Origin of the sequence: Myxococcus sp. AB056, assembly GCF_006547365.1 — a bacterium.
GTDB classification, from domain to species: domain Bacteria; phylum Myxococcota; class Myxococcia; order Myxococcales; family Myxococcaceae; genus Myxococcus; species Myxococcus virescens.
Genome location: NZ_VHLB01000092.1, coordinates 23,217 through 35,383 on the forward strand (window position 1 = coordinate 23,217; position 12,167 = coordinate 35,383).

Genomic DNA, 12,167 nt, shown 5'->3' on the forward strand with positions numbered 1-12,167 from the left:
ATTTGCGCCCCGGACGCGTGAGCTTCAAGTGCGTTACCAGCCTTCGCTTACCGCCGCGGCGGAGGTGTCCAGAGGGAGATAGAGCCGGAAGGTGGTGCCCTGGCCCGGCTGGGATTCCAGCGCGACCCGGCCCTGGTGCGACTCGACGATGCGCTTCACCACCGCCAGCCCCAATCCGGTGCCCTTGGCCTTGGTGGTGAAGAAGGGCTCGAAGATGCGCGCCCGCACGTCGGGGGAGATGCCCGGCCCGCTGTCCACGAACTGCACTTCGACCTCGGGAGTCCCCGTCGCGCGCCGGACACTCGCGCGCAGCATGCCGCCCTGAGGCATGGCCTGCACGGCGTTGATGGCGAGGTTGAGGAAGGCCTGGCGCATCATCCGCTCGTCCACCGTCACGGAGGGGACATCATCCGCCAGGTCCAGCTCCACACGCACCTGGCCCGGGGCCTCCGCCAGTGCGCCTCGCACCGCGTCCTCCACCAGGGGGGACAGCGGCACGGCATAGGGATGCGGCGCGGGCGGCCGCGCGAAGGTGAGCAGGTCCGCGACGATGCGGTTGAGCCGGTCCGACTCCTCCCCGACGATGTCCAGCAGCGGCACCGCCGCGCTGTCCGGCCCGACGATGCGGCGGATGGATGCCACCGAGTTGAAGATGGCACCCAGTGGATTGCGCACTTCATGGGCGACCACGGCGGACAACTCGCCCAGCGCGGCCAGCCGTTCGCGGCGCACCAACTGGGCCTGCGTCCGGGCCAGCTCCACGTAGCTGGCTTGAAGGTCCTCCACCAGCCGCGCGCCCTCGCGGGCCAGCGCCAGTTGGTTGGCGATGGCACTGGCTCGCTCCACCTCCGCGAGCGTGAAGCGCCGTGGCCGCCGCGTCTCCACCGCCATCATCACGCCCATGGGCCGCTCGTGGACCACCAGGGGGAGCACCAGGAATGCTCGAGCACCGGGCAGGCGCCGCACCTCCTCGTTGACGCGCAGGTCGGAGCGGGCGTCCTCCACCATCACCACCTCGCGCGTGTGGAACGCCACCGACGCGAGTGACGCATCGGCCGGGAGGAGTGGCAGGGCGGGCCCTTGAAGCTCCGGTGAGCCTCCCGTCATCGCGCGAAGCTGGAGCCGTTCTCCCGAGGCATCCGGCAGGAACACGTATGCATCCGACGTGTCCACGATGCGCGCCAGGCTGGTGGCGCCAATGTGCAGGAGCTTGTCCAGTTCCAGGGTGGCCGCCAGCGCCTTGGCCACCTCGTGCAGCAGCGCCAGGTCCTCGGCGCGGCCACGAAGCTCATGCAGCAGCCGGTGGGATTCGATGGCCGCCGCGAAGTGGCTGCCCATGGCCTGCAACGTCTCCCGTTCGAGCGGCGTCAGGGGCCGCCGTTCCCGGAAGAGGGCGGACAGGGTGCCCACGCCCCGCGAGCGCACCCGCAGGGGGACGACCACCACGGTGCGGAAGCCCTGTCGGCGCAGTTCCTCGCTCAGGTCGTCCGAACAGGACTCCACCTCGCGCTCCAGCGGGATGCCTTCGCGTTGCGCCTGGAGGCACAGGTTTCCAGCTCGCCAGCGCCGCGTGAAGTCCTCCGAGCCTTCGGTGTCCAGGCCGCTCGAGTACGCGAGCTCCACTTCGCCGTCGTCCGCTGGCAGGAGCACCGCCACCGCGTCGCAACCCAGGAGCCCGGCGATTTCGTCGGTCCCCGGCGCGAACAGCGCCTGTGGGTGCGGCGCGGAGGCTGTCACCGAGGCCAGGCGGTTGAGCGCCGCCAGCGCCGTGTTCTGCGCGGACAGGCGGGAGATGGTGAGCGCCGCGTCCAGCGCCGCGGACACCTGCGCGCCGAAGAGCCGCACGGGTGGAAGCTCCTCCTCGCGCAGCCAGTCCGCCACCAGCGCGAGCATGGCCCGGGGCTGGCCCTCCACGTCGATGCGCACCGCGATGGCGCGCGTCTGTCCGGCGCGCTGGATGCCCTGGCGAACCAGCACGCCTCGGGCGCCTCGGAGGAAGCACTCGGCCTCCTGGGGCAACTCGTCTGTATAGGCCGCGCCGTCGCGCCAGGCGCGCTTCAGCAGGGGAGGCCACTGGCCCACCACATCCCGTACCCAGCGGCCACTCAGTGCCGCGGCTTCCGTGGGCACCATGCCGGGCGGCACGAACGTCTGTCCCAGCCGGACGCCCAGCCGGTCTGGCGAAAGCCACGCGCAGCCAAGTCCCAGCTCCTCCACGCTGGAGAACATCCTGCGCAGCACCTCGCCCTCGGTGCGCAGGGAGGGCAGGCTCGCGCCCAGCTCGGCCAGCCGCTGGAGCACGCTGCGGCGCCGGGCCCTCGCCGACACGTCGCGCACCAGCACCACCCACTCCGTGCCGCTGGGGATGACGGTCAGCTCCACCCGCCGCTCCCCTTCGGTGGTGCGCAGCATCGTCTCGTACGTGGTGGGGACAGGCTCGCCGCGCTTGCGACGGGCATGGCGGGAGGCCAGCTCCGCCGCGCTCGCAGCCGAGACGAGGAGCGTGGCGGGCTCACCCAGCACGCCCTCGCGCGGGTAGCCCGACATCGTCACCAGCGCTTCGTTCACATAGACGAAGCGGCCGTCACGGACGACGCAGACACCCACGGACATCGCATCGAAGGGGCCGTAGGTTGCCCCGATTTCGGCGGCGGTTTTCACGGCAGGCCTGACTCTTCCACCGCTGCCAGTCCGTGCGAAATTGCTGACCCGCCGCTTCGCCCACCAGCCCACATCCCGGCGCCAGCCCTGCGGCTTGTACTTAGAACGGGCCCGGCCACGCAGGGCAGCCGAGCCCGTGTCCTCAGGGTTGCTGTCGCCCGCGCCGAATCAGGCGGGAGTGGCGCCGGGGGACTCCGCGCCGCGGTGGTGGACCTTGGTGTACAGGCCGATGAGCTCCGCCTGCCCCACGATGTGGCCTTCCATGGCCTCCCGGAGCTGTGTGCGCGTGGCGCGGCCCAGGTCCGGCAGCACCGTGTCCAGGGCGAACAGGCGGAAGTAGTACCGGTGCATGCCCACAGGCGGCATGGGGCCCCCGTAGTTCTGGCGGCGGAAGTCGTTCTGACCCTGGCGAGCGCCCTCCGGGAGGACGTCCGGCGTGGCGCCTTCCGGCAGGCCCTGGGCCGAAGGTGGGATGTTGTAGACAACCCAGTGAGAGAAGGTCATCTGGGGATTGCGCGGGTCTGGCGCGTCCGGGTCTTCCACGATGAGGGCCAGGCTCTTCGTCCCGGCGGGCATGTCCGTCCATTGAAGCGGCGGTGAGATGTCCTCGCCCTCGCCGGTGTAGGCAATGGGGATGAGGTCGCCGTCCTTGAAGCGGGGGGACGTGAGCACGAGCGGCTTCGGCATGGAGTCCTCCAGAGGTGTCGCGGTGGGTTGACGCGTGTCGGGTGCAAGCTGGCGACGCAGGCGCCCGGACGCCGAGGAGCGGGCCGGCCGGCGCCCGGAGGCCGGCCACCTGGGCCTTGGGGCAGGCGCCCCCATCCCCATGCGCCTGCTCAGGCCGCCGGGCTCCAGCGCCTCACCCAGAGGCGAGCCCAGGCCCTGGCGAGCCCACGGGAAGGGCCCTCGATTCCATGCGGGGCAGATCGGCGGTAGCTGAGCTTGCCGAAGCGGCAATCGCCACTGGGGGCCGGGGGGCCGCTGCCCATGGTACCGGTTGCGTGTGCCGCGTGTTCGGTGTTAAGCGGCGCCCCGCGTAGAGGGGTTGGGGCGGCGGGGTTGGAAAAGCGAGGTTTTCCCGGGGTTTGGGGAGGCGTCCGAATGGAAGTGAAGGAGCCCCGGAAACCGGGCGGTTCGGACGGCAGCGAGCTGGGGGAGACGGCCCGGCAGATGAGGGCGGCGCAACCCTACATCGCGGCGGTGTGGAAGCTGGTGGGCGGAGCGGTGGTGGGCGTGCTGGGCGGCTACTGGCTGGATGGGTGGTTGGGGACGGGCCCCTGGTTGCTGGTGGTGCTGAGCCTGGTGGGTATCTGCGTGGGTTTCTATGGGTTCCTCCATGAGATGGCCCGGCTGGGGAAGCGGAAGTGACGGCGCGGGGCGGCGGTAGCGGGACGGACTCGTTCAAGAGTCATGCGGCGCTGGCGGGTGGCGTGGCGGTGGTGGGCCTGGCGCTGGCGGCGTTGATGCCGCAGGTGGTGGAGGACCGGGTTTCGGCGGTGTGGGGCGTGGGGCTGGCGGCGGTGACGGGCGCGGTGGCGCTGGTGCTGAAACGGCGGGCGGTGCGGCAGGACCTCAACGCCGCGCTGAAGGTGGTCGGAATCATCTTTGGCCTTCGGGCCGTGGGCGTGTTGGCGGGGCTGTTGGGCGTGGTGTCGCGGGGAATGGCGGCGGTGCCGTTCATCGCCGGCTTCTTCGGCGTCTACTTCGCACTGCAGTGGATTGAAGTGAGCTACGTGATGGCCGCGTCGAAGGAATCGGCGGGCGGAGACGAGTGATGCGCAAGGCAATGGTGCTGTTCGCCAGTCTGTTTGCTGCCACGGCGTGGGCCGCGGGGTCTGAAGACGACGTGCCGGGGTACATCCTCCACCACGTCGTGGACTCGCCCTACCTGGAGATCGAGGTCCCGCTCAGCAACCCCATCCACGCGGCCGACCTGCCCCAGATTCACGTGCCGCTGAAGGCCGACGGGTGCGCGCCCCGGATGACGGAGCACGGTCAGGAGATTCCGGGCCTCATGGAAGGCTGCCTGGACCTGTCCATCACGAAGCACACCCTGATGATGTGGCTGGCCGCGCTGCTGCTGATGGCCACCCTGTTCATCTGGGGCAACCGCGACAAGACGAAGCTGGTGCCGCGCGGCGCGGGCGCCAACATCCTCGAGATGCTGGTGCTGTTCGTTCGTGACGAGCTGGCCATCAAGAACATCGGCAAGGAGGAGGGCCCCCGCTACGTGCCCTTCCTGCTCACCGTGTTCTTCTTCATCTTGTTCATGAACATGCTGGGCATGATTCCCTGGATGGCGACCGCCACCGGCAACCTGGCTGTCACCGCGGCGCTGGCGCTGTGCACCTTCGTCATCACCCAGGTGGCGGGTATTCGCGCGGCGGGTCTGGGCGGCTACCTGAAGCACCTGACGGGTGGCGTGGCCCCCTGGTTGTGGCCCATCATGGTTCCGGTGGAGGTGCTGGGTCTGTTCACCAAGCCCTTCGCCCTCACGATGCGTCTGTTCGCCAACATGCTGGCGGGCCACATCGTCTACTTCTTCCTCCTGGGCCTCATCTTCCTCCTCGGCCACCCCGCGGTGGCGGCGGTGAGCGTGCCCTTCGCCTTCGCCATCTTCCTGCTCGAGCTGTTCGTGGCCTTCGTGCAGGCGTACGTCTTCGCGATGCTGTCGGCGCTGTTCATCGGTATGAGCGTGGCCATGGGGCACCACCATGACGACCACGGCCACGACCACCCGGAAACGGGCCCCAGCCACGACCACGGCAAGGCGCACCACGCCTAGGCCGCTCTGACGAGTTAGCGGGGCGCTGAAGTCCGGTGCCCCGGTCGAAGACCCGGCGGTTCGAAAGGCCGCCGGAGGTAGTCCTCAAGGGACATCACGACCCCCCCACAAGCGGGTCCACGCTACGAAAGAACAAGTGTCACCATGACCAACCTCGCTCTTGCCTTCCTCGCCGCCGGTCTGGGTGCCGGTCTCTCCATCATCGGTGCCGCGCTCGGCATTGGTAAGCTGGCCGCCGCCGCCATGGACGCCACGGGCCGTCAGCCGGCCGCGGGCGGCGACATCCGCACCACGATGATCATCGCGGCGGCCCTCATCGAAGGCGCCACGCTGTTCGCGCTGGTCGTTTGCATCCTGCTCGCCACCAAGGCTTAAGGCGAGCGCAGGTCGAGTCATCGCTGGACGGTCGCCGGTGCCCGTAGGGAATTCCACCGCGGGCGCCGGCCGCTCCTGCCGCGGAAACCGAAGTCTTCGCAGCATCCCTCCCTCACGCTGGACATCCCGCCATGTTCCTGCCCTCCGTCCTCGCCGCCAGTAACCTCGTGAAGGTCCAGCCGGGCCTCATCTTCTGGACCCTGGTCACCTTCGTCATCGCCGCCGTCGTCCTGAAGTGGAAGGCGTGGGGCCCCATCCTTTCGCTGGTCGAGGAGCGCGAGAAGCAGATCGCCAGCTCCATCGAGAGCGCCAAGCGTGAGCGCGCCGAGGCGGAGAAGCTGCTGGCCGACCAGAAGACGGCCATCGCCGAGGCCCGTCGCGAGGCCGCGGAGATGATGCGCCGCAACACGCAGGAGATGGAGAAGTTCCGCGAGGAGCTCATGGCCAAGAGCCGCAAGGAGGCCGAGGAGCTCAAGCTGAGCGCGCGTCGCGAGATTGACGAGCAGAAGGCGAAGGCCATCGCCGAGGTCCGCTCCATGGCGGTCGACCTGGCCATGGAAGTCGCCGGCAAGCTCATCAGCGAGCGCATGGACGACAGCAAGCAGCGCGCGCTGGCCGAGCAGTTCGTCCAGGGCCTGCCGCTGAACAGCACCAGCGCCACCGGCGCCGTGCGCCGCACTGCCTAATCCCCTTCTTGGGGAAGCGCGCCCCCCGGCGCGCGTGTTCCAGGGAATCACCATGGGTCTATCCATCGGAATCGTCGGGCTGCCCAACGTCGGCAAGTCCACCCTGTTCAACGCGCTGTCGGCCGCGGGCGCGCAGGCGGCCAACTATCCCTTCTGCACCATCGAGCCCAACGTGGGCGTGGTGCCCGTGCCGGATGACCGCCTGGACAAGCTGTCCGCGCTCATCAAGCCGCTGAAGAAGGTGCCCACCTCGCTGGAGTTCGTGGACATCGCCGGCCTGGTGCGCGGCGCGTCCAAGGGCGAAGGCCTGGGCAACCAGTTCCTGGGCAACATCCGCCAGGTCAACGCCGTGCTCCACGTGCTGCGCTGCTTCGAGGACGACAACGTCACCCACGTCGAGGGCGGGGTGAATCCGGTGCGGGACCGGGACGTGGTCGACACGGAGCTGTGCCTCAAGGACCTGGAGACGGTGGAGAAGCGCCGCGAGCGCTCCTTGAAGAACACGAAGGTGGGCGGCAAGGCTGGCGAGGAGGCCAAGGCCGAGGTGGCGCTGCTGGACCGCATCAAGGCGAACCTGGACAACGGCATCACCGTGCGCGCCCAGAAGCTCACCGAGGAGGAGAGTGCCGTCATCCATGACCTGTTCCTGCTCACCGACAAGCCCGTGCTGTACGTGGCGAACATCGGCGAGGCGGAGCTGGGCAAGGAAGACGCGAACCCCCACGTGAAGGCCGTTCGGGAGATGGCCGCGAAGGAGGGCTTCGAGGTGGTGGTGCTCGCCGCCGCGCTGGAGTCCGAAATCCAGCAGCTTCCGGAGTCGGAGCGTCCGGGCTTCCTGGAGAGCGCGGGCCTGTCCGAGCCGGGCCTGCACAAGGTGGTGCGCGCCGGCTACAAGCTGCTGGGCCTGTGGACGTACTTCACCGTGGGCGAGCAGGAGTGCCGCGCGTGGACCATCCACCAGGGCTACAAGGCCCCGCAGGCGGCCGGCGTCATCCACTCCGACTTCGAGCGCGGCTTTATCAAGGCCGAGGTGATGCGCTGGGAGGACCTGGTGAAGCTGGGCAGTGAGTCCGCCGTGAAGGAGAAGGGCATGCTGCGCGTGGAAGGCAAGGAGTACGTCGTCCAGGACGGCGACTGCATGCACTTCCGCTTCAACGTGTAGCGGTCAGCACACGGCAGTCATCGCGGGCGCTGTGCTTCCGGACGGTTTCGTCTGGAGGCGGCGCCCGCGAGCCGTTTCAGGGCCTGGCGGCTCAGAAGCCGCGCGGGCCTTGCAGCACGGTGTAGACCCAGATGCCCACGGCGATGAGCGCCAGCACGGTGGTGAGGGTCGCCGTGCGCCGCATGCGTGGGCGTTCCTCTGGCGGGTGCTTCGAGGAGAAGAACCACATGCCGCCGACCCGCAGGACGAGGAACGTAAGGAGCAGGAGTGGGCCGACCACCTGCCAGCCCGATGGGCGCATCAGCACCACGCCCCAGGAGGCGAGGAAGGCGACGTTGCCGAGCAGGGAGGCGATGGCGAAACGGGGATATACGCGTCGAGTGTCCACGGCGCGGGAGTCTCGCCTCGCGAGCGCGGACCTCCAACGACGGACTTCGACCGGTGCGTGGCATGCGACAGTGGGCTGAGTGCTCACGTGACGTGCGTGAGGCGTCCGGATGCGCGGAGCGTGTTCATGACGCCCTGCCACCGGCGGGGTGTGCCGGCTCCACGTAGCGTGCCCGAGGGCGCAGCAGGTGGCCCTGTTCCCGCTGCTCCAGCACATGGGCCACCCAGCCCGCGGCACGCCCGACGGCGAACAGCGTGGCGCCCGCGCCTGAAGGAAGCCCCAGCGCTCCGGCGAGCATCACCAGCCCGAAGTCCACGGACGGGGGCGGATGTCCCGCCGCGCGCATGGCTTCCAGCACGGCGCTGGCGATGCGGACATTGGGCGTCTCGGGCCTGACGCTCCGCGCGGCTTCCACCAGCGGCGGTGTCCGTGGGTCTCCGTCTGGATAGAGCTGATGACCGAAGCCGGGGACCGCTTCGCCTCGCCGCAGCCGCTCCCGGATGACCTCCGCCGCGCGCTCCGGCCGGCCCACTTCCACGAGCAACGCCTCCACGCGGTCGCAGGCCCCTCCGTGCTTGGGACCTGAGAGCGCGGCCAGCGCGGCGCTCAAGCAGGCGTACAGGTCCGCGCCGGAGGAGGCCGCCACGCGCGCGGTGAACGTGGACACGTTCAGCTCATGGTCCGCGCACAGCACCAGCGCGCGGTTGAGCAGTTCAGGTGCGCGCTTCACGCGGGTGTTCCAAGCGCGCGCCAGGGATTGCGCCACCGTGGGCTCGTTCAAGGCTTGTGTCACTCGCCCCGGCGCGTTCGCCACGCAGACCCAGGCGGACAGGTGGCGCAGCAGCCTCCGGGCGCGGGCCCGCTCCTGCTCGGATGGAGAGGCAAAGCGTATCGGGTCCCGTGCGCCCAGGAGTGGCACCAGCGCGGACAGCGCGGCCACGGGCGGTGTCCCACGGGGCAGCAGCTTCGCCAGTTCGGACGGTGGAAACGCCGGTTCGGGTGAGGGCCACCGTGACGCTTCTTCGGGCAGCGTGCCTGTCCACAGCAGCTCGGCCACGTCCTCGAACGCGCGTCCCTCCATCGCGAGCGTCACCGCTGAATGACCTCGGTACGCGAGCCCCTCCGCGCCCACGCGGGACACCGACGAGTCGATGACGGGCTCGCCCCAGCGCAAGGCGCCCGAGGCGACTGCCGCGTGTCCCGCTCTCGCGTCGTGCCGCGCTTTCAGGCGCTCCAGGTCGGAGCGCACATAGCGGTTCTCCTTGGTGCCTCGCTCCGGCACGCAGCGCACGAGGCCTCGGCTCACGTAGGTGTAGAGCGTGGCTCGCTTCACGCCCAGGAGCGCGGCGGCCTGTGCCGCGGTTACGAGCTCCTCCTCAGGTCGATGGTCGAATCGAGATTGAGAGCGTCCGCCCTTGGGCCTACTCATGTCTCGCGCACCTCCGCGAAGGCCATTGTCGACTCGACTGGATGACGTGTCGATACGTCCCCAGGTCGTCGGGGCCCGCGTGTGCCCGCGAGGAGAGGAGCCTGTCATGCAGGTGGACTTCGGACGCACGTCATCGGACTACGTGAGGCACCGGGCAGGCTTTCCGGAGGCCTTCTTCGAACGGCTCGACAGGGAGGGCCTCCTTCGTCCGGGCCTCCGCGCCGTCGACCTGGGGACGGGCACGGGCACGGTGGCCCGGGGATTGGCCCAGCGCGGCGCCGTGGTGACGGGGCTGGATGTGTCCGCGGACATGCTGGATGCCGCCCGTGGGCTCGCCTCTGGAATGGGGCTGGACATCGACTTCCGACAGGCACCCGCGGAGAACACGGGCCTGCCGTCACAGGCGTTCGAGCTGGTGGTCGCGGGGCAGTGCTGGCACTGGTTCGACCGGCCCGCCGCAGCGCGTGAGGCCGCGCGGCTGCTCGTTCCCGGGGGCCGTCTGGTCATCGCCCACTTCGACTGGCTGCCCCTGCCCGGCAACGTGGTGGAGGCCACCGAGCGGCTCATCGAGCGCTTCAACCCGGGCGCTCCCGCGCCCTTCGTGTCCTTGAGCCAGTCTTCCGGTGTCTATCCTCCGTGGTTCCGCGACGCCGCCGAGGCGGGCTTCACCCAGCTCACCTCGTTCTCGTTCGACGTGTCCGTGTCGTACAGCCCCCGCGCGTGGCGGGGCCGCATCCGCGCCAGCGCGAAGGTGGGCGCGTCCATGCCTGCGAGCGAGGTGAGCCGCTTCGACGCCGCGCTCGCGGACCTGCTCGCCGGGAGCTTTCCGGCGGATTCGCTCGACATTCCCCACCGCGTCTTCGCGCTGCTCGCGACGCGACCCTGAACAGGAGCACCTGTCCATGTCCTCGCATCCTCATGTCGTCCACGAGCCCGAGCTTCCTTGGACCGAAGTCACGCAAGGTCCCCGGGTGGAGTACCGCCGCAAGCAACTGGGCGCCGCCGCCAAGGGCCGCAAGCTGGGGTGCAGCTTGATGGAGCTGCCACCCGGTAAACACGCGTGGCCGCGGCACTACCACCTGGCCAACGAAGAGGCCTATTTCATCCTCGCGGGCACGGGCCAACTGCGGCTGGGGGAAGACACCCTCGCCGTCACGGCGGGCGACTATGTGGCGCTGCCGGTGGGGCCCGGGGGCGCGCACCAGCTCCTCAACGACGGGACTGAGACGCTGCGCTACCTGGCCTTCTCCACCATGGTGGAGCCGGACGTCATGGTGTACCCGGACTCAGGGAAGGTGGTCATCTCCGCGGGCAGTGCTCCCGGAGGCGACAAGGCCGCTCGGACCCTGTTCACCACGCTGCCCCTCTCCGCGGAGGTGGACTACTGGCGCGGCGAGGAGCGATAGGCTGTGGCCGAGATGGCCCCATTGCTCGACGTGCTCACCCGGGAGCGGCTCCTCAAGGACCGCGATGCCGCCGCGGCGCTGCTGCCGCGTGGCGAGCCTCCCCATGTGTCCATGCTGCGCCTGTGTGACGCGGGCCTGCTCGAAGGCGGCTTGTCCGTGGGGTACGGCGTGCGCGCCGACGAGCTGGTGGGGCCGCTCACCACCGCCATGGGCGGCGCGGCCCGCCGCTTCAAGGTGGTGGACGTGCGCGAGCGCCCCGTGTTGGAGCTCCACGTCATGGCTGGCGACGTGACGGAGCGCTGGGAGGTGGAGGACCTGTCCGCGTTGGTGCACAACCTCAACAGCCTCTACCGCGATGCGCCGGACGTGCGCGCGGTGGCCGAGCTGGGCGAGTGGGAGGATGCGCTCCAGCTCTGGTGCGTGGACAAGCGCGTCCTGCCGAGGCTCGCGCGCCAGCCCTTCTTCGCACCGCGCAACGCCCGAGCGCTGATGAACCCCTCGGGCGAGTGAGTCTTCAGGGGGCCTGCACTCGCGGTAGACCCGGCTTCTGAGGCAGCATGTGGGGGCATGCGCTTCGTCCTGTCCTGCCTGCTCGTGTTGCTCCCGGCGTCCCCCGCGCTGGCGGAGCTGGATTCCTTCGGTCTGGGCTCGGGCCGTGATGGCGCGCTGTCCGTTACGACGGTGGGGCACGTCCTCAACGCCGCCACGCCGCTGACGGACCTCGTGGTGGTCGGAGCCCACGACGTTCCGGTGCAGCGCGTTTCGGGCTTCACCGCGGGCACGCTGGTGCTCCTCCACCAGAGCGGCGGGCCGGAGGAGGCCGTGGTCTCCAGCGATGGCGGCACCCTGGCGCTTCGGCGGATGGGCCACTGGGAGCTGGCGCGCGTGGAGGCGGTATCGGAATCGCCGCCCGGGCTGCGCTTCTCCGAGCCCCTGGTGCATGCCTACACCGCGCCGGGAGCGCAGGTGGTCTCCGTGCCCGAGTACACGGACGTCCTCGTGTCCGCGAGTGCCTCGGTCGTGGCCCGTCCATGGGATGGGCGCAGCGGCGGCATCCTGGCCTTCCTCGCCACGGGCAGCGTGACGAACCAGGGCCTCATCAGCGCGGAAGGAATGGGCTTCCGGGGCGGGTTCTTCGTCAATCACGCGGACCTCCTTGGCTGCGCCCATCCCATGGACGGGCCACGACCGAGGCACTCGCGGACACGAGGACGTCCGTGTACTCGGGCACGGAGACCACCTGCGCTCCCGGCGCGGTGTAGGCATGCACCAGGG

At 69.8% G+C, this 12,167-nt stretch carries 13 protein-coding genes and 1 pseudogene; 10 read left to right on the forward strand and 4 right to left on the reverse strand.

The window, feature by feature from the left end:
* Positions 1–33: 33 nt before the first annotated feature.
* Entirely contained in the window at positions 34–2,661 is a 2,628-nt protein-coding gene (locus FMP39_RS30100; RefSeq protein ID WP_141593540.1) for an ATP-binding protein, read from the reverse strand.
* 168 nt (positions 2,662–2,829) lie between these two features.
* Positions 2,830–3,348: a YbhB/YbcL family Raf kinase inhibitor-like protein gene (locus tag FMP39_RS30105; RefSeq protein ID WP_090486728.1), complete on the reverse strand. Its 519-nt coding sequence runs from the start codon at positions 3,346–3,348 to the stop codon at positions 2,830–2,832.
* 414 nt (positions 3,349–3,762) lie between these two features.
* Here FMP39_RS30105 and FMP39_RS30110 point away from each other — a divergent pair, with 414 nt between their 5' ends.
* From FMP39_RS30110 to ychF, 6 genes are all read left to right on the forward strand, one after another.
* Positions 3,763–4,029: an AtpZ/AtpI family protein gene (locus FMP39_RS30110; RefSeq protein WP_141593541.1), complete on the forward strand. Its 267-nt coding sequence runs from the start codon at positions 3,763–3,765 to the stop codon at positions 4,027–4,029.
* Positions 4,026–4,436: a hypothetical protein gene (locus FMP39_RS30115; protein ID WP_011550536.1), complete on the forward strand. Its 411-nt coding sequence runs from the start codon at positions 4,026–4,028 to the stop codon at positions 4,434–4,436. Before FMP39_RS30110 ends, FMP39_RS30115 begins: the two co-directional genes overlap by 4 nt.
* Positions 4,436–5,446 carry a F0F1 ATP synthase subunit A gene (gene atpB, locus FMP39_RS30120; RefSeq protein ID WP_141593542.1) on the forward strand — a complete coding sequence of 337 codons (1,011 nt, stop codon included), beginning with the start codon at positions 4,436–4,438 and terminating at the stop codon, positions 5,444–5,446. The genes FMP39_RS30115 and atpB overlap by 1 nt, the downstream gene beginning before the upstream one ends.
* 144 nt (positions 5,447–5,590) lie before the next feature.
* Positions 5,591–5,821 carry an ATP synthase F0 subunit C gene (locus tag FMP39_RS30125; RefSeq protein ID WP_002636238.1) on the forward strand — a complete coding sequence of 77 codons (231 nt, stop codon included), beginning with the start codon at positions 5,591–5,593 and terminating at the stop codon, positions 5,819–5,821.
* 131 nt (positions 5,822–5,952) lie between these two features.
* Complete coding sequence (gene atpF / locus FMP39_RS30130) at positions 5,953–6,507, forward strand: F0F1 ATP synthase subunit B (RefSeq protein WP_020478431.1); 555 nt, start codon at positions 5,953–5,955, stop codon at positions 6,505–6,507.
* A gap of 52 nt (positions 6,508–6,559) precedes the next feature.
* Positions 6,560–7,669, forward strand: a complete 1,110-nt coding sequence (ychF, locus tag FMP39_RS30135; protein WP_141593543.1) for a redox-regulated ATPase YchF — start codon at positions 6,560–6,562, stop codon at positions 7,667–7,669.
* A gap of 91 nt (positions 7,670–7,760) precedes the next feature.
* On the opposite strand, the gene FMP39_RS30140 is transcribed toward ychF, so the two are convergent.
* On the reverse strand, positions 7,761–8,057 hold the full coding sequence (locus tag FMP39_RS30140) for a hypothetical protein (RefSeq protein ID WP_194858620.1): 297 nt from the start codon (positions 8,055–8,057) through the stop codon (positions 7,761–7,763).
* 124 nt (positions 8,058–8,181) lie between these two features.
* Positions 8,182–9,486 (reverse strand): citrate synthase family protein, encoded by a 1,305-nt coding sequence (locus FMP39_RS30145; protein ID WP_141593545.1) that lies wholly within the window; start codon positions 9,484–9,486, stop codon positions 8,182–8,184.
* 106 nt (positions 9,487–9,592) lie between these two features.
* On the opposite strand from FMP39_RS30145, the gene FMP39_RS30150 reads away from it, so the two are divergent.
* From FMP39_RS30150 to FMP39_RS30165, 4 genes and pseudogenes are all read left to right on the forward strand, one after another.
* Positions 9,593–10,372 carry a class I SAM-dependent methyltransferase gene (locus FMP39_RS30150; protein ID WP_194858621.1) on the forward strand — a complete coding sequence of 260 codons (780 nt, stop codon included), beginning with the start codon at positions 9,593–9,595 and terminating at the stop codon, positions 10,370–10,372.
* A 16-nt stretch (positions 10,373–10,388) separates the two neighbouring features.
* Positions 10,389–10,892: a cupin domain-containing protein gene (locus FMP39_RS30155; protein WP_141593546.1), complete on the forward strand. Its 504-nt coding sequence runs from the start codon at positions 10,389–10,391 to the stop codon at positions 10,890–10,892.
* A 12-nt stretch (positions 10,893–10,904) separates the two neighbouring features.
* On the forward strand, positions 10,905–11,402 hold the full coding sequence (locus FMP39_RS30160) for a hypothetical protein (protein ID WP_141593547.1): 498 nt from the start codon (positions 10,905–10,907) through the stop codon (positions 11,400–11,402).
* Positions 11,403–11,459: 57 nt separating this feature from the next.
* Positions 11,460–12,167, forward strand: a pseudogene (locus FMP39_RS30165) (hemagglutinin); the annotation flags it as partial.